20 protein-coding genes are annotated in these 22842 nt (G+C 47.4%); all 20 read left to right on the top strand.

Annotated elements, in window-relative coordinates; translation table 11 throughout:
- Positions 1 to 201 precede the first annotated feature (201 nt).
- Positions 202 to 900 (top strand): 30S ribosomal protein S2, encoded by a 699-nt coding sequence (gene rpsB / locus E6W40_RS06445; protein ID WP_136604732.1) that lies wholly within the window; start codon positions 202 to 204, stop codon positions 898 to 900.
- 199 nt (positions 901 to 1099) lie between these two features.
- Complete coding sequence (gene tsf, locus E6W40_RS06450; protein ID WP_136604733.1) at positions 1100 to 1750, top strand: translation elongation factor Ts; 651 nt, start codon at positions 1100 to 1102, stop codon at positions 1748 to 1750.
- A 291-nt stretch (positions 1751 to 2041) separates the two neighbouring features.
- Positions 2042 to 2770, top strand: coding sequence for a UMP kinase (gene pyrH, locus E6W40_RS06455; RefSeq protein ID WP_136604734.1), 729 nt, complete (start codon positions 2042 to 2044; stop codon positions 2768 to 2770).
- Positions 2770 to 3324, top strand: a complete 555-nt coding sequence (gene frr / locus E6W40_RS06460; protein ID WP_136604735.1) for a ribosome recycling factor — start codon at positions 2770 to 2772, stop codon at positions 3322 to 3324. Before pyrH ends, frr begins: the two co-directional genes overlap by 1 nt.
- A 72-nt stretch (positions 3325 to 3396) precedes the next feature.
- Entirely contained in the window at positions 3397 to 4164 is a 768-nt protein-coding gene (locus E6W40_RS06465) for an undecaprenyl pyrophosphate synthase (RefSeq protein ID WP_136604736.1), read from the top strand.
- A gap of 21 nt (positions 4165 to 4185) precedes the next feature.
- Entirely contained in the window at positions 4186 to 4986 is an 801-nt protein-coding gene (locus tag E6W40_RS06470; protein ID WP_136604737.1) for a phosphatidate cytidylyltransferase, read from the top strand.
- 18 nt (positions 4987 to 5004) lie between these two features.
- Positions 5005 to 6147, top strand: coding sequence for a 1-deoxy-D-xylulose-5-phosphate reductoisomerase (locus E6W40_RS06475; protein ID WP_136604738.1), 1143 nt, complete (start codon positions 5005 to 5007; stop codon positions 6145 to 6147).
- Positions 6148 to 6414: 267 nt separating this feature from the next.
- On the top strand, positions 6415 to 7686 hold the full coding sequence (gene rseP, locus E6W40_RS06480) for an RIP metalloprotease RseP (RefSeq protein ID WP_136604739.1): 1272 nt from the start codon (positions 6415 to 6417) through the stop codon (positions 7684 to 7686).
- Between the two features lie 62 nt (positions 7687 to 7748).
- Positions 7749 to 9197: a proline--tRNA ligase gene (gene proS, locus E6W40_RS06485; protein ID WP_136604740.1), complete on the top strand. Its 1449-nt coding sequence runs from the start codon at positions 7749 to 7751 to the stop codon at positions 9195 to 9197.
- 189 nt (positions 9198 to 9386) lie between these two features.
- Positions 9387 to 13703 (top strand): PolC-type DNA polymerase III, encoded by a 4317-nt coding sequence (locus tag E6W40_RS06490; RefSeq protein ID WP_136604741.1) that lies wholly within the window; start codon positions 9387 to 9389, stop codon positions 13701 to 13703.
- A 228-nt stretch (positions 13704 to 13931) separates the two neighbouring features.
- A complete protein-coding gene (rimP, locus tag E6W40_RS06495) occupies positions 13932 to 14393 on the top strand; it encodes a ribosome maturation factor RimP (protein WP_136604742.1) in 462 nt (153 codons plus the stop codon).
- A gap of 135 nt (positions 14394 to 14528) precedes the next feature.
- Positions 14529 to 15626 (top strand): transcription termination factor NusA, encoded by a 1098-nt coding sequence (nusA, locus tag E6W40_RS06500; RefSeq protein ID WP_136604743.1) that lies wholly within the window; start codon positions 14529 to 14531, stop codon positions 15624 to 15626.
- A 27-nt stretch (positions 15627 to 15653) separates the two neighbouring features.
- Positions 15654 to 15962 carry an RNase P modulator RnpM gene (gene rnpM / locus E6W40_RS06505; protein ID WP_136606859.1) on the top strand — a complete coding sequence of 103 codons (309 nt, stop codon included), beginning with the start codon at positions 15654 to 15656 and terminating at the stop codon, positions 15960 to 15962.
- Positions 15955 to 16278 carry a YlxQ family RNA-binding protein gene (locus E6W40_RS06510; protein ID WP_211146976.1) on the top strand — a complete coding sequence of 108 codons (324 nt, stop codon included), beginning with the start codon at positions 15955 to 15957 and terminating at the stop codon, positions 16276 to 16278. Before rnpM ends, E6W40_RS06510 begins: the two co-directional genes overlap by 8 nt.
- A complete protein-coding gene (infB, locus tag E6W40_RS06515) occupies positions 16271 to 18943 on the top strand; it encodes a translation initiation factor IF-2 (protein WP_136604745.1) in 2673 nt (890 codons plus the stop codon). The genes E6W40_RS06510 and infB overlap by 8 nt, the downstream gene beginning before the upstream one ends.
- Before the next feature lie 18 nt (positions 18944 to 18961).
- A complete protein-coding gene (rbfA, locus tag E6W40_RS06520) occupies positions 18962 to 19315 on the top strand; it encodes a 30S ribosome-binding factor RbfA (protein ID WP_136604746.1) in 354 nt (117 codons plus the stop codon).
- Between the two features lie 114 nt (positions 19316 to 19429).
- Positions 19430 to 20407, top strand: a complete 978-nt coding sequence (locus E6W40_RS06525; RefSeq protein WP_136604747.1) for a DHH family phosphoesterase — start codon at positions 19430 to 19432, stop codon at positions 20405 to 20407.
- A complete protein-coding gene (gene truB, locus E6W40_RS06530) occupies positions 20404 to 21321 on the top strand; it encodes a tRNA pseudouridine(55) synthase TruB (RefSeq protein ID WP_211146977.1) in 918 nt (305 codons plus the stop codon). The genes E6W40_RS06525 and truB overlap by 4 nt, the downstream gene beginning before the upstream one ends.
- 40 nt (positions 21322 to 21361) lie before the next feature.
- Positions 21362 to 22309, top strand: a complete 948-nt coding sequence (locus E6W40_RS06535) for a bifunctional riboflavin kinase/FAD synthetase (RefSeq protein WP_136604749.1) — start codon at positions 21362 to 21364, stop codon at positions 22307 to 22309.
- A gap of 151 nt (positions 22310 to 22460) precedes the next feature.
- Positions 22461 to 22730: a 30S ribosomal protein S15 gene (rpsO, locus tag E6W40_RS06540; protein WP_044478403.1), complete on the top strand. Its 270-nt coding sequence runs from the start codon at positions 22461 to 22463 to the stop codon at positions 22728 to 22730.
- Positions 22731 to 22842: the final 112 nt, after the last annotated feature.

A 22842-nucleotide genomic window follows, 5' to 3' on the forward strand; every position in this document is an offset into this window, starting at 1 on the left:
TGATATCAATAGATGTTTATTCTTAAGAACGAGAAACCCTCGAATAGGCGTTGCATCAGTCATTCACTTATGGTATATTAAATGACGGTGTTAAAACACACGCTGTCGGATTTCGTAAAGGGTGCTTTCCTGATGGAGAGTCTTGACGGAAAATGAAAACAGCGGAGGACACAAAAAACCAAATTTAGGAGGTGTGTGAAGATGGCAGTAATCTCCATGAAACAGCTTCTCGAAGCTGGTGTTCACTTCGGTCACCAAACTCGTCGTTGGAACCCGAAAATGGATAAATATATCTTCACTGAAAGAAACGGTATCTACATTATCGACCTGCAAAAAACAGTTAAAAAGGTCGAAGAAGCTTTTAACTTCGTTAAGAGCGTGTCTGAAGAAAACGGAACAATCCTTTTCGTAGGCACTAAAAAACAAGCTCAAGACTCCGTGAAAGAAGAAGCAGAACGTTGCGGCATGTACTACATCAACCAACGTTGGCTCGGCGGAACTTTGACTAACTTCGAAACCATCCAAAAACGTATCAATCGTTTGAAAGAGCTTGAGAAGTGGGAAGAAGACGGCACTTTCGCTGTCCTGCCTAAAAAAGAAGTTATCCTTCTCCGCAAAGAGAAAGATCGTCTTGAAAAATTCCTTGGCGGTATCAAGAACATGAAAGGCCTTCCTAGCGCCCTCTTCATTATTGATCCACGCAAAGAGCGTATCGCAGTTGCCGAAGCCCGCAAATTGGGTATCCCAATTGTAGGTATCGTTGATACAAACTGTGATCCGGACGAAATCGACTACGTTATTCCTGGTAATGACGATGCGATCCGTGCCGTTAAACTGTTGACAGGCAAAATGGCTGACGCAGTGGTGGAAGCACACCAAGGCGAAGAAACAACTGCCTAAGTTCAGCAGCAAAGCAGTATAGACATGAATTAAATGAAAAGGGTGGTTGGTAGGTGTATAACCTCTCACTGCCCTTTTTTTAAGATATAAGAAAGATGAACTCCGAGAATTTCGACTTCCTTATATCGTAACAAAACTACCGCTGAACGCGGTCTAACAAACTAAAAATTAATGAACAACTTTTTGGAGGGAATATTCCATGGCAGTTAATGCTAGTTCGGTAAAAGAGCTTCGTGAAAGAACAGGCGCAGGTATGCTGGATTGCAAAAAAGCGCTCGAAGAAGCAAACGGTGATATCAGTAAAGCGATTGAAGTTCTTCGTGAAAAAGGTCTTGCAGCAGCAGCTAATAAAGCCGGACGCGTAGCAACGGAAGGCGTTGTTGAATCTTACATTCACGGCGGCGGACGTATCGGCGTTCTGGTTGAAATCAACTGCGAAACTGACTTCGTAGGTAAAACAGACCAGTTCAAAGAATTTGCCCGTGACATTGCAATGCATATCGCAGCTTCCAATCCTCGTTATGTAGCGCGCGAAGAAGTGCCACAAGAAGAGCTCGAGAAGGAAAAAGAAATTTTGAAGGCTCAAGCCCTGAACGAAGGCAAGCCTGAGAAAATCGTTGAAAAAATGGTTGAAGGCCGTATCGGTAAATACTATGAAGAATTCTGCTTGCTTGAGCAGTCTTTCATTAAAGACCCGGACAAAACCATCGCTACCCTGCTGAAAGAAAAAATCAGCACCATTGGCGAAAACATCTCAATCCGTCGTTTTGTTCGTTACGAGCTGGGCGAAGGCATGGAGAAAAAAGTGGATAACTTCGTTGAAGAAGTTATGGCTCAAGTTAAGAACTAAGCATCCAGCCAGCGTGATGAGCGCTTGAATACACAAGTACGATAAAGAGCGGAACACGCCAGTGTTCCCTCTTTTTTCAGAGATCAGAGAGTATCGCTTTCCGTGAAATACCTGCTGATCTCGTAAGAAAAACATCCGCTGCATGAATAAGTTCATGCCTCGGAAGTTTTTCTTTAGAGTATGAGAATGACATCAGTTCTGGTATGCTCTGTTTAAGGCAGAGCAGGAAGCAAAGACGGTTTTTTAAACTGGCACCAGACAGGTGCTGTCTTAAAGTGGAGGGTAAACATTTTGAAAGAGCCTATTTTTAAACGAGTTGTCTTAAAGGTCAGCGGGGAATCTCTCGCAGGACAAAACGGATACGGCATTGATGCGGTGACAATCGCCTCCATTGCTGAACAAGTGAAGGAAGTTGTGGAACTGGGTGTTCAAGTCGCAATTGTATGTGGTGGCGGCAATATTTGGCGCGGTATCGCAGGCAGTTCAAGCGGTATCGACCGTGCAACGGCCGACTACATGGGAATGCTTGCAACGGTCATGAACTCGCTCGCATTGCAGGATGCACTGGAACAAATTGAGGTTCCTACACGAGTACAGACTTCAATTGCCATGCAGCAGATTGCCGAGCCTTATATTCGCCGCAGAGCTATTCGCCACCTGGAAAAGGGCCGCGTTGTAATCTTTGCTGCAGGAACTGGCAACCCGTTCTTCTCGACAGATACGACGGCCGCACTCCGTGCAGCTGAAATTGAAGCCGAAGTGATTTTGATGGCCAAAAACAAAGTGGACGGCGTATATTCCGCTGATCCTTTCAAAGACAGCACGGCAGAAAAATACGAGCAGCTGACATATCTGGACGTATTGAATAAAAATCTGGGTGTGATGGACTCCACAGCATCCTCCCTATGTATGGACAATAACATTCCGCTGATCGTATTTGCGATTACCGAGCAAGGAAACATCAAACGGGTCGTTCAAGGTGAGAAAATCGGAACGATCGTTAAAGGGAGTGTAGATTAATGCCTCAAACGGTGAAAAAACACGCGGAAGAGCGCATGGATAAGGCGATCTCCGCTTTGAAGAGAGATCTGGCAACGCTTCGTGCCGGACGTGCAACGCCGGCCCTGCTGGACCGGATTCAAGTGGAATATTACGGAGCAATGACTCCTCTGAACCAATTGGCTAACATTAACTCCCCGGATTCGCGCACGCTGATGATTCAGCCATGGGATAAATCCTCCTTATCGGATATCGAAAGAGCGATCATGAAATCCGATCTTGGACTGACTCCTGCAAATGACGGAAATACAATTCGTCTTGTTATTCCACCGCTTACGGAGGAGCGCCGTAATGAGCTGGTCAAAATGACCAAAAAGTTCGGCGAGGAAGCGAAAGTGGCTATCCGTAATATCCGCCGCGACGCAAATGACGATATTAAAAAAATGGAAAAAACCGATATATCTGAAGATGAATCCCGCCGTCATCAGGAAGACATCCAGAAAACGACGGATAAATTCATCGCGGAAGTCGACAAAGTGCTCGTTGCTAAAGAAAAAGAGATCATGGAAGTATAAGAGACTTGCGGCCCCTCCTATTATGGTGGGGTTTGTGTCTTTTTTTGCAGAAACCCGCATGGAGGAACTAGAATGATCAAACGAGTTCGATCGTGGTGGACACGGAAAGACAAAGTACAGCCGCCAGAGAGATCAATGGACAATGTTCCTGAGCATGTCGCCATCATTATGGACGGTAACGGACGCTGGGCGAAAAGCCATGGACTGCCGCGCTTTATTGGGCATCAAAATGGAATGAAGGCCGTGAAACGGACCACGATTGCTGCAGATAAGCTAGGAATCAAGTATTTGACGCTGTATGCCTTTTCGACAGAAAATTGGAAGCGCCCGAAGGACGAAGTCGATTTTCTTATGCGTCTGCCGCAGGAGTTTCTGGCTATTGAGCTGGATGAACTGATCGAGAAGAACGTTCAGGTTCGGATGATGGGTGACAGGGAAGGTTTGCCTTCCTATACACTTAAGGCTATGGAAGAAGCTGTCCGTCTTACGGCGGACAATGACGGTTTGGTGCTTAATTTTGCGCTTAATTACGGTAGTCGTAAAGAGATCACTGACTGCATGCGTGAATTGGGACGGGAAATTCAGTCTGGTACGCTAAGCCCGGACAACATTACCCCGGAATTACTGGGTCAACATATGCTGTCCAGCGGGATTCCGGACCCGGATTTGATCATACGTACCAGCGGAGAGATGCGGATCAGCAACTTTATGCTGTGGCAGATGGCTTATAGCGAAATGTGGTTCACCGATATTTACTGGCCTGATTTCAATGAACAATATTTATATGAAGCGGTCGCTGAATACCAGCGCAGGACGCGGAGATACGGCGGCCTGACTTAGCCTGATGGAGGATGGAGATCGTTGAAACAACGACTGATTACCGGAATTATAGCTGGAGTTGTTTTTTTGGGACTTTGCCTGCTTGGAGGGCTTCCGTACCATCTCATCGTTTTGGCGATGGCGATGATCGGTTATTATGAATTCGTGCGAATGACTAAGGTTCCCCCTTTTGGCGGTACAGCAGTGCTGGGATATCTGGGCGTTTTGATGTTTATGTTTCCCTGGAGTCTTCTGGATATCTACTTTCCGCTTTCATGGGATCATGCCATCTGGCTTCTGATGTTCCTGTTCATGCTGGTGACAGTCATAACAAAGAATAAAATTGGAATACAGCAGGCAGCTATGCTGTTTTTAGGTACTGTTTATGTCGGTGTCGGCTTCTCTTATATCGCTGGCTCCCGGAATGCGCCTGACGGAAATGGACTATTCTGGACATTCCTGCTGCTTGTATCCATTTGGGCCAGCGATGCCGGAGCTTATTTTGTAGGGAAGTGGATCGGCAAAAACAAGCTTTGGCCGGCGATCAGCCCGAATAAGACCATTGAAGGGGCTCTTGGGGGTGTGGTTATCTCCATGATTACTGCAGTGGTTTTCTCTCTCTTGTCTGGAGGGATTCTTTCCTTCGGACGGGCCTTGGCAATCGGACTCGCCTGCGCTGTTGCCGGACAGCTGGGGGATTTGATTCAATCTGCTTATAAACGCGTATATGGCATCAAGGACTCCGGTACACTGCTTCCGGGGCACGGAGGTATTCTGGATCGCTGCGACAGCTGGATTATCGTCTTTCCATTTGTACATATCATGATGCTAATGCCTTATTAAAATGAAAGAAGGTTCGTTATGAAGAAGATTAGCGTGCTCGGTTCCACGGGCTCGATAGGAACACAGACGCTGGATGTGGTAGCGAAGCATTCTGACCATTTTCAAATCGAAGGCCTTGCGGCAGGAACCAACACCTCTTTACTTCTGGAGCAAGTACGGAAGTTCAGACCTCGTAAAATTTCAGTGGCGAATCGTGAACTGGCTGAGCAAATCAAGACGGAAATTCCTGCAGGTACAGAGGTGTTTTATGGTGAACAGGGCCTGATCGAAATTGCTGCCGGTACGGATGCCGAGATGGTTGTTACTGCAGTGGTGGGAAGTCTTGGACTTCCATCGACGCTCGCTGCCATTGAAGCCGGTAAAACGATTGGGCTTGCCAATAAGGAAACACTGGTCACAGCGGGGCATATCGTCACAGCCCTTGCCCGGCAAAAGGGTGTCAAGCTGCTGCCAATCGACAGTGAGCATTCAGCCATTTTTCAATGCTTGAATGGTGAGAACCGTCAAGATATGGCCAGTCTTACGCTGACGGCATCTGGCGGATCCTTTCGTGACCGAACGCGTGATGAATTAAAGCAGGTTACGGTGGAAGATGCTTTGAAGCACCCGAACTGGTCCATGGGAGCCAAGATTACGATCGATTCGGCGACTATGGTAAACAAGGGGCTGGAGGTTATAGAGGCTCATTGGCTGTTCGGGCTTCCATATGAGCAGATCAAGGTGCTGCTGCATCCGGAAAGCATTATCCATTCATTTGTAGAATTCCAAGATACAAGCATTATTGCCCAGCTCGGCAATCCGGATATGCGGGTGCCGATTCAGTATGCGCTAACGTACCCGGAGCGATGGGAATCCCCTTCAGAGCGACTGTCGCTTGCTCAAGTGGGAAGACTCAATTTTGCTGAGATGGACTTTGAACGCTTCCCTTGTTTAAGAATGGCATATGAATGTGGTAAAATGGGTGGTACAGCCACAACCGCATTCAATGCCGCGAACGAGGTGGCAGTTGCGCGGTTTTTGCGCAGGGAGATTTCATTTTTGCAAATTGAGGATATTATCGAAAGAGTGCTTGATCAGCATCATAATATTTCAGAACCTGAACTTGCGGAAATCGAAGATTGCGACAAACGCACCCGGGATGCCGCCACTAGGCTGTCCTAAGCGTATAGCATATGGTTTACCGCAATGCCCACTCTTCTCCCTTATCTAAAAAATGACTCAAAAGTGATTCTCTTGTGCGGGGCCGGAGAATAATGATAATCTATATAGACTGAATCACAGACGAGCCTGATTGCAAAATGCTGCGGAAGGCAGGAGGGCTTAAACAGCTCCCGACGGACAATAATTCATTCTATGAGAATCAATTGCTGCAATTGATTCATGGGTTATGAAGCTTCGGTCTCAGACAATAAAGGGGGATGCGACGAATTGGAAATGGTGCAGGTAGTATTCTTGACAGTGCTCATGTTTTTCGTCATCGTGACTGTGCATGAGTGGGGACATTATTATTTCGCTAAACGTGCCGGCATATTGGTTCGGGAGTTCGCGATCGGTTTTGGTCCGAAACTATTCTCTTATAAACGTGGGGAAACCCAATTTACGCTTCGCCTGCTTCCTTTTGGAGGCTATGCTCGCATGGCAGGTGAAGATCCGGAACTCGTGGAAATTCATGCGGGTCAGACCGTTGCCATAAGGGTGAAAGACGGTGAAGTGAAAAAGATTTATCTGGATCAGCTGGATAACCGGAAAAACGTGATCCGTGGTGAAGTGGAATTCATTGATATGACGGACAGCCTGAAGATCCGTTTGGATGTCGATGGGGAAATCCAGCAATATCCGATTCATCCGCAGGCGATGCTTGTGGCGAAATCGCAGGAAACACAGATTGCTCCGCGGAACCGCCAGTTTGCCAGCAAGACGGTGGGACAGCGTGCCATGTCTATTTTTGCAGGGCCACTGATGAATTTCATATTGGCGTTTATCTTATTCGCAATTCATTTGCAAATGGCGGGGATTCCACTGGAAAATCCGACGTATGTGCAGATTGGTGAAGTCTCCAAGGATATGCCTGCAGCGGAAGCCAATCTGAAAAAAGGCGATATCGTCGATACTATCGACGGAGTCAAGATTGGTGCGGATTATCAGAAGATGATAGATCTGACTTCCAAGTCTAAAGGCAAGCCGATGAAATGGACAATCCGCCGCGGGGATGAAGTATTCAACGTGACCCTGACGCCGCGCACGATGGAAGGTCAGGAAGGCGGCAAGGTGGGTATTACACCTCAGCTCCCTACACGTAAGGCTGGTTTTGGTGAGACCTTTACAGGATCAGGCGTTGCCATGGTCGATACGACGAAGATTATTTTCCAGGGCTTTGGCCAGCTGATCAAACAGTTTAATATGGATGATATCGGCGGTCCGGTCCGGACCTTTGAAGTGACAGGTCAGATTGCCAAGCAGGGGATCGTTCAGCTAACTTATTGGGCGGCCATCTTAAGCTTGTATCTTGGAATCTTTAACCTGCTGCCAATTCCAGCAATGGACGGAAGCCGGCTGGTGTTCCTCGGAGTCGAAGCTCTTCGCGGGAAACCGATTGACCCAAGCCGCGAGGGCATGGTTCACTTTGTGGGCTTTGCAATGCTTTTCCTATTAATGATTGCAGTAACCTATAATGATATATTACGATTAATCAACGGATAATTGATGATGAAGGCTCTGCCGCAGCTTGCGGGGAGAACATTCTTGGGAGGAAATCCATTTTTATGTCAAACGATAAACAATTTGTGACTGAGATTACACCGCAAGGAGAAGATTTCTCGCGCTGGTATATCGATGTTATTAAAAAAGCAGATCTCATGGATTACTCGCCTGTCCGCGGCTGTATTGTGTTCCGTCCGGACGGTTATGAAATTTGGGAGCATATTCAAAAAGAGCTGGACCGCCGATTTAAAGAGACAGGACACCGGAATGCGTATTTCCCTCTCTTCATACCGGAGAGCTTTTTCCAGAAGGAGAAAGAGCATGTCGAGGGCTTTAATCCCGAGCTGCCATGGGTAACCGAAGCAGGCGGAGACAAGCTTGAGGAGCGTCTGGCTATCCGTCCGACATCTGAAACGATGTTTGGGCATATGTATTCAAAATGGATTCAATCTTATCGTGACCTGCCTGTTCTGATTAACCAATGGGCCAACGTTGTAAGATGGGAAAAGCGTACGCTGCCATTTCTTCGCACGAGTGAGTTTTTATGGCAGGAAGGCCATACAGCTCATGAAACAGAAGAGGAAGCTCGCGAAGAAACGATGAAAATGCTCGAAGTCTACCGTGACTTTGTAGAAGAGTACTTGGCGATTCCGGTAATTACAGGGCAAAAGACTCCATCCGAGAAATTTGCGGGCGCAGTGGACACGTTCTCCATTGAAGCTATGATGAAGGACGGTCGTGCTGTACAAGCGGGAACATCTCATTATCTCGGAACCAACTTTGCGGTAGCCTTTGATATTCAATATTTGAGCCGTGAAAATAAACAGGAATATGTGCATACAACCTCGTGGGGTACAAGTACACGTCTGATTGGCTCGATGATTATGGTGCATGGTGATGATCGTGGCTTGGCTTTGCCGCCGAAGGTGGCACCAACTCAGGTCATTATGGTTCCGATTGGACCTCCAAAAACCTGGGAAGCCGTTGTTGGCCGCACGGACGAGCTATTTGCTGAATTGAAAAAAGCAGGTGTTCGTGTACGTGTAGACGACCGCAGCGATGTGCGTCCAGGCTGGAAGTTTAATGAGTATGAGATGCGTGGTGTGCCGGTTCGTCTCGAGATTGGCCCGCGTGATATGGAAAATGGCGTCTGCGTGCTTGTATCGAGGATAACTGGTGAGAAAAAGGTGGTTCAGCAGGCAGATCTTGTTGAAGAGGTCAATGTGATGCTGGATCAAGTGCAGCGTGAAATGTTCGACCGTGCGAAGCAGTTTATGACAGAGAACTTCTACTCCGTGGATACTTTGGAAGAAATGAAGACGAGCATGGAAGAAAAACGCGGTTTCTCTCTGGCTGGTTGGTGTGGTTCCGAAGAATGCGAGAGCAAGGTTAAGGAAGAAACAGGAGCAACAAGCCGGAACATTCCATTCAGCCCTTCGGAAGAAAAACATACTTGCCTGGTATGTGGGCAGCCTGCCAAACATACTGTCGTTTTTGCGAGAGCATATTAAGAAAAATGTACAGCGATGTACTTTCACAGTAGTTAAACCGTAAAACATCCACTTCAGGTTGGTAAAGCCTGTAATGGATTCAGAAATAGACAATGAGGAGCTTCTGCCAGAAATAGGCCCGGTGTTTTGTGAACCCGGTATATATAACTGGATTCAGAAGCTTTTCATTTTTCGCAAGGGGGAAAGAGCATGGACAAGTCCGATGAGAAAAGAAAACGGTTTGAACTTCTGATGAAACAGGGTGAAATCCCCCCCGGATTGATCGATCCTTATTTTTTGGATGGCTATATTGAGCAAGTTGAAACGAGCCGAAGCAATCAGGAGTGGGTGATTTCCATCATCAAAGAAAGTCTGGTACCTGCTGAGGTGTACCGGAATTTCTGTCTGAAGCTCCGGGATCAGATGCAGCATATCGCCAAGGTATCCTTCATCTTCAAATATGGCCTTTCCGTGGATCATGAAGAAATTATTAATACGTATTGGCAGTTGTTTCTGGAGTGGATTCATAGAGAGATCCCTTCGGTGAACGGCTGGATGGGACGAGCAGCACATGAGCTTGATGGGGATACTCTCATGGTTACGATGACAGATAACACCTCGCTTGAGCTTGCGCGAAAGAAGCAGATTGACCAGGCTATTATCCGTTTTTATAACCAGTATTTTGCGCTTCCGCTGCGTGTGAAAGTTCAGGCTGGTGAAGTCAGCAGAGAGGCCTATGAGGAGTTTGAACAGAAGAAGCTGCAGGAAGAGCGCGAAGTTATCGAGAAGATGATCAACTCCATGGAGGCTGAGGCGCGCAGCGCGGATGAGGATGGAGAAGAAGTCCGGCTTCAGATCGGTTATGACATCAAAGAACAGCCTGTACCGATTCAAGAGATTCAAGATGAAGAGAAGAAAATTACGATTCAGGGAACCATATTCGGCCTGGACAGTAAAGAACTCCGTAATGGCAGCACGCTGTTTATGTTCAACCTCACAGACTTCAGTGATTCCTTGCAAATGAAAATGTTTGCGAAGACGAAGGAAGATTTGAAAATTATGAGTCTTCTGGCAAACGGTAAGTGGGTCAAGGCACGCGGTCGGGTTGATTATGACCGTTTTATGCAAATTCCTGAACTCGTCATGATTCCTTCTGATCTGGCAGAAGTACAGGCACCACCTGCCCGTAAAGATACGGCTCCTGAGAAACGCGTGGAGTTTCATTTGCACTCGACCATGAGCACGATGGATGCGGTAACGTCTGTTGATCAATATATCAAAACGGCAGCCAAGTGGGGACATAAGGCCATTGCGATCACCGATCATGGAGGTGTGCAGTGCTATCCTGACGCGGCGAAGGCTGCAAAAAAGAACGGCATTAAAATGATTTACGGCGTGGAAGCAAATGTGGTGAATGACTCGGTACCCGTTGTGCTGCAGCCGCAGCCGATTGAGCTAAAATCAGCCACCTATATCGTATTCGATATCGAGACCACGGGTTTGTCGATTACAAACAGCAACATCACAGAGCTTGCCGCAGTTAAGATGTATGAGGGTCAAGAGATTGACCGGTATGCAACCTTCGTTAATCCACATGAGAAAATCCCATATCATATCCAGCAGCTGACGAATATTACCGATGAAATGGTGAAGGACGCTCCTGATCTGGAACCAGTTCTGCAGGAATTCGTGAAATTTGTTGGCGATAGCGTACTTGTGGCTCATAACGCAAGGTTTGACGTGGGCTTCATCCAGGCTTCATTGAAAGAATACGGCATGCCTCTGCTGGATAATCCGGCTTTGGATACACTTGAATTGGCTCGTTTGATTCATCCGGGAATGAAGAATCACCGGTTGAATACACTTGCGGATAAATATAAAGTTCTGCTTGAAAGTCATCACCGCGCGATCGATGATACGATTGCCTTGGCCGGCATATTGAACGGACTTTTAGCCGATGCTGAAAAAATCAAGGGTTTGACGATGCTGGACCGGTTGAATGATTATGTCGGCACCGATCTGTCCAATACGCGTCCATTCCATTGCGGCATCTATGCACTGAATAGTACCGGCAAGAAGAACCTCTTTAAGCTCATTTCAATGTCTCATACGGAATACTTTAAGCGTGTACCTTGCATCCCAAAATCCAAGCTGGTAGAGATGCGGGAAGGGCTTTTGATCATATCAGGCTGTGAAAAAGGCGAGTTTTTTGAAACTGTGCTGAACAAAACGGTAGAGGAAGCCATTGAAGTGGCTCAGTTCTACGATATATTGGAAATTCAGCCATTAACCATGTACATGCATTTGGTGGATAAAGGCCTTGTAGGAAGTCCGACAGAACTAAAGTCAGCGATCAAAACGATCTGCGATATTGGTGAAAAGCTGAATAAGCCGGTTATAGCTACAGGCAATGTCCATTACCTTGATCCGCGGGACAAGCTGTTCCGGGATATTACGATTCATGGTATTACCGGATTCAGTCCCCTCAAGGACATCCGGAAGCCGGATGCTCATTTTCGCACAACGGATGAGATGCTGGAAGAGTTTGAGTTTCTGGGTAAAGGCAAAGCCGTTGAGGTCGTTGTCACGAATACGAATGAACTGGCTGACCGCTTTGAGGAGCTGGAATTATTCCCCGACAAGCTCTTCACACCGATTATTGAAGGCGCAGACGAGGAAATTCGAAACACATGCTACGAAACGGCAAGATCGATTTACGGAGAGGATCTTCCGGAGGTTGTCATCGCACGATTGGAAAAAGAACTTGAACCGATTATTAAATACGGCTTCTCGGCTAACTATCTGATATCGGAACGTTTGGTGAAGAAATCGAATCGGGATGGTTACCTGGTTGGTTCCCGGGGTTCGGTTGGATCTTCCGTCGTCGCCACATTTCTTGGCATTTCCGAGGTAAACCCGCTGCCGGCGCATTATATCTGCAAGAATGAGGAATGTAAACACAGTGAATGGTTTCTCGACGGCAGCGTGCCAAGTGGATTTGATCTACCGGATAAAGCCTGCCCTCATTGCGGAAGCAGCCTGAAGGGTGAAGGCCAGGATATTCCGTTTGAGACCTTCCTCGGCTTTAAAGGAGACAAGGTTCCCGATATCGACCTAAACTTTTCCGGGGAATATCAACCGCAGGCGCATAACTACACCAAAGAAATTTTTGGTGATAAATGCGTATTCCGGGCAGGCACCATCGGTACGGTAGCAGAGAAAACAGCCTTTGGATACACGAAGAAGTATGAGGAAGACCATCATCAAAAATGGCGCGGAGCCGAGCTGAGCCGCCTTGCGGCAGGTTGTACGGGCGTGAAGCGCAGCACGGGGCAGCATCCCGGCGGAATCGTCGTTGTTCCGGATTATATGGAAGTGGAGGATATTACTCCTGTTCAATTCCCGGCGGATGATGTCAATGCGGAATGGAAAACAACTCACTTTGACTATCACGCCTTTGATGCGAATCTTCTGAAGCTGGATATACTGGGTCATGATGATCCGACAATGATGCGGATGCTGCAGGATTTAACAGGGGTTGATCCTACGACCATCCCGATGAACGATCCGAAGGTCATGAGCATGTTCAATTCCACCGAAGCTCTCGGAGTGGAGCCGGGTAAAATTCGGACACCTGTCGCAACGTATGGAGTTCCTGAGATGGGAACCAAATTTGTCCGCCAGATGTTGATTGAATCAAAGCCGTCATCGTTTGCCGATTTGCTGCAGATTTCCGGGCTGTCCCACGGAACCGGCGTATGGCTGGGTAATGCACAGGAATTGATCAAGAATGGAACCTGCAACATCAAAACCGTTATTGGCTGCCGGGATGATATCATGCTCTTCCTGATCTATAAAGCTGGGATGGATGCCAGTCTGGCCTTTAAAATTACGGAGAGTGTTCGTAAGGGTAAAGGATTGACACCGGAATGGATCGACGAAATGAAAAAATGCAAAGTGCCAATGTGGTATATTGACTCCTGTTTGAAGATCCAGTACATGTTCCCGAAAGCCCACGCCGCCGCATATGTTATTTCAGCGGTTCGTACGGCATACTTTAAACTTTATTATCCTATTCATTATTATGCGACTTATTTCTCGGTTCGTGCAGAGGACTTCGACATCGAACTCTGCTGCCAAGGGTATGATGCCATCAGTCGTCAAATTGATGAAATTGAGCAGAAAGGCTTCCAGGCAACCACCAAAGAGAAAAGCATGCTGTCGGTGCTGGAAATGGCTCTTGAAATGACGGCAAGAGGCTTCAGCTTCAAGAGCATCGATCTGTACCGCTCGGAAGCGACCCGTTTTATCGTCGATGGTGATTCTCTGATTCCTCCGTTCTCGGCAATGCAGGGAATCGGTGACAATGCGGCACGCAACATTGCGGCTGCCCGTGAGCATGGAGAATATCTCTCCATTGAGGACTTCCAGCAGAAGTCCAAGGCAAGTAAGTCCATTATTGAACTGCTTACGCAATTGGGCTGCTTCCGGGGTCTTCCTGAAAGTAATCAGCTCTCTCTTTTCTAGGGAAACCGGAAAATCCAGACGTTTTTTATTGGGGCTTGACAAGAAAAAAAGGACTCGTATCCCTTGCTGTGTCTGGAGGCAGTCAAGGAGAGATACTTGTCAGTGTTGCCAGACTATGTTATAATTTTTTTGGCAATCATGGAGATAAAACCGTTGTTTAAAGAGTGGGGCGACCCACTCTTTACTCTTTGGTATATAGGATATTGAAAGTCTTGGAGGTAATAATCTTTGAGCACAACTAAGATCAAGGAAATTGTAGAAGAAATGGTCCAGTCTTTTATGGATGAGCATAACTTTGAACTTGTTGACGTGGAATATGTAAAGGAAGGCAGTAATTACTTCCTGCGAGTTTATGTTGACAAGGAAGGCGGCATTGACATTGATGACTGCGGCATGGTCAGCGAATATCTGAGCCAGAAGCTGGATGAGAATGATCCTATTCCAACCGCTTATTTTCTGGAGGTATCCTCCCCAGGTGCCGAACGTCCGCTGAAGAAAAGCGAAGACGTGGCTAAAGCTGTCGGCAAAGATGTTTTTGTTACAGTGTACGAGGCGGTTGACGGTCTGAAGGAATTTGAAGGCCGACTTCTTTCGTTCGAGAATGAAGAGCTTGTGATTTCTGCAGGCAAGAAGCAATACACCATTCCGTATGCAAAAGTTGCCAGTGCCAGACTGGCCATTATTTTTTAAAATCCAGGAATTGATAAGACATGCACCAATTGTGGATTACTGGATTTCTGTCGCGAAACGTAAGCTTCACTAGCTGAAGACGGCGAAGCCATTTAAGCTTGGGTGCACTGTGATGAAAGGGGGAACTGATTTCCAATGAGTATGGATTTTATTGAGGCTATGAATGAATTGGAAAGAGAAAAGGGAATCAGCAAGGATATTCTGTTTGAGGCTATTGAGGCAGCGCTGATTTCCAGTTACAAACGAAATTTTAATACGGCGCAAAACGTACGTGTTGATATGAACCGCAATACGGGGGTTATTAAGGTATATGCCCGCAAGCTGGTTGTGGAAGAGGTGCTGGATCCGCGCACTGAAATTTCCGTACCTGCTGCAAGGGAGATCAACCCTCATTTCCAACTTGAAGATATCGCTGAAATCGAAGTGACACCACGTGACTTCGGACGTATTGCCGCACAAACGGCAAAACAGGTCGTTACACAGCGTATCCGCGAAGCGGAACGCGGTTTGATTTACAACAAGTTCGTGGATAAAGAGGAAGATATCGTAACCGGTACTGTTCAGCGGCAGGACTTGCGTAACTTCTATGTAGATCTGGGTAAGGTTGAAGCCGTCCTTCCGATTGGCGAGCTTATGCCGAATGAGAAATTCAAGCATGGCGACCGCATCAAAGCCTACATCACCAAGGTCGAAAACACGACAAAAGGTCCGCAAATCATGTTGTCCCGTACACATCCGGGTCTACTGAAGCGTTTGTTTGAGCTTGAAGTGCCTGAGATTTTTGACGGTGTGGTTGAAATCCGCTCTGTAGCACGTGAAGCAGGCTTCCGTTCGAAGATCGCTGTTTACTCCCGCAATCCTGAGGTGGATCCTGTGGGCTCTTGTGTAGGTCCCAAAGGCCTTCGTGTGCAGACCGTTGTCAATGAGCTGCGCGGAGAGAAAATTGATATTGTTCGCTTTTCGGAAGAGGTTGAGGAATATGTGGCAAATGCCCTGAGCCCTTCTAAAGTTCTGGAAGTGATCGTGTTCGAAGAAGAGAAAATGGCACGCGTCATTGTGCCTGACTACCAACTGTCTTTGGCCATCGGCATCAAGGGTCAAAACGCTCGGCTTGCGGCCAAGCTGACAGGCTGGAAAATCGACATTAAGAGTGAAAGTCAGGCGGAACAGGAATTCGGCAGACCGAAAACGACCTCGGCTGAAATGCATCAGGATTCCGTCTCCGTCGATTAATATTACAGGGACGGAGGCCACGCCATGATGAAGCAAAGAAAAGTGCCGCTGCGCAAATGCGTGGCGTGCCAGGAAATGATGCCAAAGAAAGAACTGATCCGTATTGTGAAGACACCAGAAGACGAAGTGCTGATTGACCTGACTGGCAAGAAGTCGGGCCGAGGTGCCTATCTGTGCGGTAAAGTTTCATGTTTTAAGCTGGCACAAAAAAACAAATCACTGGATCGTGCCTTGAAGCATCATGTGAAACCGGAGATTTATGAACAGCTTGCCGAAGACTTTATTTCGGTGGAGGATGAGTTCCTGGCGGTCAAGGGAAGTTCGGGCGATGAATAAGTTCTTCTCCCGTCTCGGTCTTGCCATGCGAGCGGGAAAGATTAAAACCGGTGATGAAATTGTGCTGAAAGCGATACGGTCCTCTGAAGCAAAGCTAGTCATACTTGCGGGTGACGCCTCAGCAAATACACAGAAAAAGTTCCGCGACAAATGTGGAACATACAACATCCCTCTGGTGATCGGATTTGACCGCGAAAGTTTGGGCACAAGCATCGGTAAACCCGAAAGAGTTGTGCTCGCAATTACGGATCAAGGATTCGCAGAAATGATCTCCAAAAGCTTGGAGATAATGTCGGAGGTGGAGTATATTGAGTAAACAAGACAGTAAAGATAAACTGCGTGTGTACGAATATGCCAAATCACTAAATATGAGCAGCAAAGAAATTATTACCATTTTGAAAAGATTGGATATTCCCGTCAACAATCATATGAGCGTGATGGAGAATGGTTCGGTTTCCAAAGTGGAACAATTTTTTCGAGATATCAAATCGAATGCCGCTGCGAAAAGAGAAAGCGGGGAAGTTCAAACGACAGCTAATACATCTTCTATAAAAAATGACAACCGGGCAGAAAATAATCAGGGCAGCAGGCCAGAAGGCCAAGGCCAATCCCAAAAACAACAGGAAAAGCAGGTAAGTATGAATAATAAACCAAATACAACCACACAAACTGGTTCCCAGAGAACCCAAAACGGGCAAGATTCCCGTAGAACAAACACCAGTCCGAGCCAAGGCGGACAGTCAAACGGCAGACCGCAAGGCCAAAACGGAACAGGTGGCCGCAGCCAAGGTGCAGGTCCGAATGCGGGTAACCGCAGCCAGGGATCATCCCAAGGCGGACGCCCTCAGGGTACAGGACAAGGCGGTGCGAACCGTGGTCCAAGCGGACAGCAGTCCGGTGGACAGCGTCCGAGCACCAATAGTCAGGGTCGTCCGCAGCAGTCTGGTGGACAGCGTCCAAGCGCAAACAGCCAGGGTCGTCCGCAGCAATCCGGAAACCGTCCACAGCAGACAGGGACTCGTCCTGAAGGCGGCGCATCTAATGACAACCGCGGAGGTAACCGTGGTCAAGGTCAGAACCAAAACCAAAACCGTGGTAAAGGCGGAGGCTCCAGACGTTTTGAAGACGGTAATAAATCAGGTTCATTCAACCGCAATAACAATCGTGGAGGCAAGAACAACAGAGGCAGACAGTCCAACCAGCCGCCACGTGAAAAAATTGATAACACACCGAAGAAAATCATTGTTCGCGGTACAATGACCGTTGGTGAAACAGCCAAGCTGCTTCATAAGGACGCTTCTGAGGTTATCAAGAAGCTGATCCTGATGGGTGTCATGGCTACCATTAACCAAGAGCTTGATATTGATACGATCTTGCTGCTCGCCGGGGAATTCGGTGTTGAAGTAGAAGTGAAAATCGTGCTTGAAGATGACCGCTTCGAAACAACAGAAGAAAATGACGATCCAGCCGATCTGAAAGCTCGTCCACCAGTGGTTACCATTATGGGTCACGTTGACCATGGTAAAACAACACTTCTGGATGCGATCCGTTCCACGAATGTAACGGGTGGCGAAGCAGGCGGAATCACGCAGCATATCGGTGCATATCAGGTTGAAATCAACAACAAAAAGATTACTTTCCTGGATACACCAGGCCACGAAGCCTTTACAGCAATGCGTGCGCGTGGTGCTCAGATTACCGATATTACCATTATCGTCGTTGCAGCCGATGACGGTGTGATGCCACAAACCGTTGAAGCTGTTAACCATGCGAAAGCGGCAGAACTGCCAATTATCGTTGCGGTGAACAAAATTGACAAACCGGATGCAAATCCGGATAAAGTGAAGCAAGAACTGACCGAATATGGCCTGGTTCCTGAAGAATGGGGCGGCGACACCATTTTCGTTAACGTATCAGCGAAACAGAAAATGGGACTTGAAGACCTGCTGGAGATGATTTTGCTCGTATCTGAGGTCAACGACTACAAAGCCAATCCGGACAAACGCGCTCGCGGCGCTGTCATTGAGGCTGAGCTTGATAAAGGCCGCGGTCCAGTTGCACGGATTCTGGTGCAGAATGGTACTCTGAGAGTCGGAGATGCCTTCGTTGCAGGTAACTGCTTTGGACGTGTTCGTGCGATGGTCAACGATAAAGGCCGTCGTCTGAAAGAAGCGGGACCTTCCACACCGGTTGAAATCACGGGCTTGACTGAGGTTCCTCAAGCAGGCGATCCGTTTATGATGTTTGAAGATGAGCGTAAAGCACGTTCCATCGCTGAAAAACGTTCCATTACACAGCGCCAGTCTGATCTGGGCAGTAATGTGCGTGTAACGCTGGATGATCTGTTCCAGCACATCAAAGACGGTGAGATTAAAGATTTGAATGTCATTATTAAAGGTGATGTTCAAGGTACGGTTGAAGCGCTGAAAAGTTCCTTGGCCAAAATTGAAGTAGAAGGCGTACGCGTTAAAATCATCCACAGTGGTGCCGGAGCGATTACCGAATCCGACATTATTTTGGCAGCTGCATCGAACGCGATCGTTATCGGCTTTAACGTCCGTCCGGATCCGCAAGCCGGAGCAACAGCAGAGCAGGAAAAAGTGGATATTCGTCAGCACCGCGTCATTTACAATGTTATTGAAGAAATCGAGCAGGCTATGAAGGGCATGCTGGATCCTGAATATAAAGAAGTTGTGATCGGCCATGCCGAAGTCCGCAATCTGTTTAAAATCAGTAAAGTGGGCACGATTGCTGGTTGTATGGTCACTCAAGGCAAAATTGCGCGCAATGCCGAAATGCGCCTGATCCGCGAATCCATCGTTATTCATGAGGGCAAAATTGATACGCTCAAGCGCTTCAAGGATGATGCTAAAGAAGTTGCCCAAGGATATGAATGCGGTATTACCCTTCAGGGCTATAATGACCTTAAGGAAGGCGACGTCATCGAGGCATTCATCATGGAGACTGTCGAGCGCAAGTAGGTAAAGAGGTGAACAGATATGGCTAAAATACGTGTTGGGCGTGTTGGTGAACAGATCAAAAAGGAACTGAGCCAACTCATTCAAAGTGAATTAAAAGATCCACGCATCGGTTTCCTGACCGTAACCGGTGTGGATGTAACAAATGATCTATCCCAAGCCAAGATTTATCTCAGCGTGCTGGGAGATGAAGAACAAAAAGTGAATTCGCTGAAAGCTCTGGAGAAAGCAAATGGTTTTCTCCGTTCTGAGCTCGGCAAGCGGGTTCGTCTTCGTCACACACCGGAGTTGATCTTCAAGTTCGACGAATCGATCGCATACGGCAGTCACATCGAAAAACTCCTCGGTGAGATTGGCAAGAACGACTCGAACTAGATAAAATGAACTAAAGATTTACCGTCTTTAGTTCAATTTATGTAAATAAAATGAAGAAAAGATTTATCGTCTTTAATTCAATTTATGTAAATACGGTTTTAAAGGAGAAAGGCAATGCAGACCTATGAACAGTCGCTTGAGCAGGCGAAGCAATTCTTGCTGGGGCTTGATGATTTTCTAGTAGTGTCGCATATTCAGCCAGATGGAGATGCAGTCAGTTCCACCGTTGGAGTGGGCTGGCTTCTCTCATGTCTGGGCAAAAAATTCACTCTAATCAATGAAGGGCCCATTCCGGAGCGGATGCGCTTTTTGTTGTTATCCGATCAGATCGTGAATATGGAGCTTGATCCGCCAGACCGCAAGTTCAAGCATGTTATATGTGTGGATTGTGCCGACTTTGGCAGAGTGGGACAGACAGCCCAGTATTTTGAAGAGGATGCACTGATCCTGAATATTGACCATCATCCGACGAACAACGGATATGGAAGTGCGACACTGATCAAACCGGAAGCTGCTGCGACCGCCGAAATTCTGTATGATTTGATTCAAGCCTTTGAATTCAGATGGACGACCGATATCGCATCGGCCATATATACAGGGCTTTTGACGGACACAGGAGGATTCCGCTATGCAAACACCTCTCCCAAGGTGATGCGAATTGCCTCAGAATTGCTGGGGTACGGAGTAAACGGGCCTGAATTATCCGAAAATCTGCTTGAGGCAATGACCTTCCCGCAAATGAAAGTTCTTGTGAAGGCGCTGAACACGCTTCAGATGACGCCTGACGGGAAAATTTGCTGGGTTCATGTCACGCCTGAACATATGGCGGAAACGGGTGCGGTGAATGAGGATCTTGAGGGGATTGTGAATTATCCCCGAAATATCCATGGCGTTGAAGTAGGCATTTTATTTAAAGTCATTCATGAAAACGCGGTGAAGGTAAGTCTTCGTTCGGCAGGGAAAGTTGATGTAGCGGCGCTTGCACAAAGCTTTGACGGCGGCGGACATGTCCGCGCAGCAGGCTGCCGTATTGAAGGCTCTCTGGAATCCATTATTCAGCAGGTAGTAGAGCGGGTGAAATCACAATTATGAGTCTTGAAGGGGTTTTGGCCGTCGATAAACCGGCAGGTATGACTTCTCATGATGTCGTAGCCAGAACACGACGGATTCTGAAAATGAAGCGTATAGGTCATACGGGCACATTGGATCCGGAAGTGACGGGCGTGCTGCCGCTTTGTCTTGGAAGAGCTACTAGAGTCGTGGAATATATGCAGGAGCTTCCAAAGGAATATGAGGCAACTCTCCGGCTGGGATTGGCTACAGATACGGAGGACTTAACGGGCAATATTATCGAGCAAACCGATCAGGTATCTGTCACGCCTGCAGAGGTTGGGAAGGTGCTGGAAACGTTTCTGGGCACCATTTCCCAGGTTCCCCCGATGTATTCTGCGGTTAAGGTTGATGGGAAACGTCTTTACGAGCTGGCGCGTGAAGGGAAGACCGTTGAACGTAAAAGCCGTGAAGTGACGATATACGAAATAGAAATGAAGGATTATGAGTGGAATGGGCCGTTTCTGGATGTGTCTTTCAGAGCGCTTTGCTCTAAAGGAACATACATCCGGACGCTTTGTGTAGATATCGGACGGGCACTCGGACTACCGGCGACGATGGTGAAGCTGACAAGAACGATGTCTGCCGGCATTTCTACTTCGGAATGTCTGACTCTTGAAGAAATTGAGAGGTTCATGCAAGCTGGCGAGCTTCAGGAACATCTGATTAAGGTGGACCATGCGATCAGGCATCTGCCTGCCCACACGGTTTCGGATGACAAGTCTGCTGCGGCTATGCAGGGACAGAGACTTTCAAGCAGAGCCGTTGCGCCAGAGGTGACAACTGAAGGCAGTATCCGGCTATATAATAGTGATGGCCTATTCCTGGGCATCTTTGAAAAGCAGGAAGAAACAGGGGCAATCGCACCGGTCAAGGTATTTTTACCGGAGATATGATCTTACTGGATATCAAAATCGAATTGCAGGTGAGAACGTTGTGAAGACTGTAAATTTATCCTATCCTCTAACTGCTGGCATTATCGAAGAGAATGCGGGTCCGCAAATTGCTGCGATCGGACAATTCGATGGTGTGCATCAGGGACATGCGAGTGTCATAACTTCTGCGGTTCGGCTCGCTCAGCAAAAGGGAATTCCATCCGCAGTGATGACCTTTCATCCTCATCCGAAGGATGTTATGAAGAAGGGGAATTATGAAGGCAACCTGACTCCTTTGCAAGAAAAGCAGGAGCTGCTTGCTGCAATGGGCGTAGATCTTCTCTATGTGGTGGAATTTAGCGAGTCCTTTTCCCAGCTGAGTCCGCAAGTTTTTGTGGAAGGAATGCTGCTGACATTGGGCGTCCAAACGGCAATTGTAGGTTTCGACTTCCGCTTCGGACATAAGGGCGAGGGACATGCGGAGATGCTGCGCGAGCTTGGAAATGGGAAAATGAACGTGGAGATTATCCCTCCTTTCGAGCAGGAGGGTGAAAAGGTGAGCAGCTCTACGATTCGCAAAGCACTGCAAACCGGCGAATTGGAAGAGGCAAACCGACTGCTTGGACATCCATACCGCCTTCGGGGCGAAGTGATTGATGGAGACAAACGTGGGAGAACCATTGGTTTTCCAACGGCGAACTTACGGATTGAAGACAAGTTTGTGGTTCCTGCCAAGGGTGTTTATGCCGTCCGTTCCCTGGTTCAGGGGAAATGGTTGTCCGGCGTGATGAATTTAGGAGTAAAACCGACCTTTCAAGAAGGTGTTACTGCACCGAGCTTTGAGGTTCATCTTCTGGATTTCGACCGTGATATTTATGGCGAGCAGTTGACTGTAGAACTGATCTCATATATTCGGCCGGAACGGAAATTCCCTTCCATTCAGGAGCTGGTTGCTCAAATCCAGGCAGATGCCGACACGGCCAGACGGATTTTGGACTCTTCCAATTAATCGTGTTTGGCTATCATTTACTTTTTCCGGTGAAGTGTGCTATACTGATAAACGTCGCTGGAGACAGTGACAATAACCTTGGCTTGGTTACTCGATCTCACCGACGGTAACGAGGCTAACGGCGATTATATATTTTAAGGAGGTGAATAGGATGGCATTAACTCAAGAACGTAAACAACAACTGATCGAAGAGCACAAAACTCATGAGTCCGATACAGGATCTCCAGAGGTGCAAATTGCTATCCTTACGGAGAACATTGTCAACCTGACTGATCACTTGCGTACGCACAAGAAAGATCACCATTCCCGTCGTGGATTGTTGAAAATGGTTGGTCAACGCCGTAAGCTGTTGGCATACTTGAAAAACAAAGATGTTAGACGTTATAGCGCTCTGATTGAAAAACTCGGATTGCGTCGTTAATATCCGTATGGTCTACTTAAAGCAGCCTGGTTGTTCACCGTTTGTCCTTTTAGGAGTGACAGCGGTGGCAACCGGGTTGCTTTTTATGCAGGCCTTATATGAATTCACCCAA

Source organism: Paenibacillus dokdonensis (assembly GCF_004916975.1).
GTDB lineage: Bacteria > Bacillota > Bacilli > Paenibacillales > Paenibacillaceae > Paenibacillus_AQ > Paenibacillus_AQ dokdonensis.

Excerpts from the sequence above, each read along its gene's own strand:
- rnpM (WP_136606859.1), top strand. The coding sequence starts at position 15,654 with ATGAAGCAAAGAAAAGTGCCGCTGCGCAAATGCGTGGCGTGCCAGGAA.
- E6W40_RS06525 (WP_136604747.1), top strand. The coding sequence starts at position 19,430 with ATGCAGACCTATGAACAGTCGCTTGAGCAGGCGAAGCAATTCTTGCTG.
- frr (WP_136604735.1), top strand. The coding sequence starts at position 2,770 with ATGCCTCAAACGGTGAAAAAACACGCGGAAGAGCGCATGGATAAGGCG.
- nusA (WP_136604743.1), top strand. The coding sequence starts at position 14,529 with ATGAGTATGGATTTTATTGAGGCTATGAATGAATTGGAAAGAGAAAAG.
- E6W40_RS06465 (WP_136604736.1), top strand. The coding sequence starts at position 3,397 with ATGATCAAACGAGTTCGATCGTGGTGGACACGGAAAGACAAAGTACAG.
- E6W40_RS06475 (WP_136604738.1), top strand. The coding sequence starts at position 5,005 with ATGAAGAAGATTAGCGTGCTCGGTTCCACGGGCTCGATAGGAACACAG.
- E6W40_RS06490 (WP_136604741.1), top strand. The coding sequence starts at position 9,387 with ATGGACAAGTCCGATGAGAAAAGAAAACGGTTTGAACTTCTGATGAAA.
- tsf (WP_136604733.1), top strand. The coding sequence starts at position 1,100 with ATGGCAGTTAATGCTAGTTCGGTAAAAGAGCTTCGTGAAAGAACAGGC.
- rpsO (WP_044478403.1), top strand. The coding sequence starts at position 22,461 with ATGGCATTAACTCAAGAACGTAAACAACAACTGATCGAAGAGCACAAA.
- truB (WP_211146977.1), top strand. The coding sequence starts at position 20,404 with ATGAGTCTTGAAGGGGTTTTGGCCGTCGATAAACCGGCAGGTATGACT.
- E6W40_RS06510 (WP_211146976.1), top strand. The coding sequence starts at position 15,955 with ATGAATAAGTTCTTCTCCCGTCTCGGTCTTGCCATGCGAGCGGGAAAG.
- rbfA (WP_136604746.1), top strand. The coding sequence starts at position 18,962 with ATGGCTAAAATACGTGTTGGGCGTGTTGGTGAACAGATCAAAAAGGAA.
- proS (WP_136604740.1), top strand. The coding sequence starts at position 7,749 with ATGTCAAACGATAAACAATTTGTGACTGAGATTACACCGCAAGGAGAA.
- rpsB (WP_136604732.1), top strand. The coding sequence starts at position 202 with ATGGCAGTAATCTCCATGAAACAGCTTCTCGAAGCTGGTGTTCACTTC.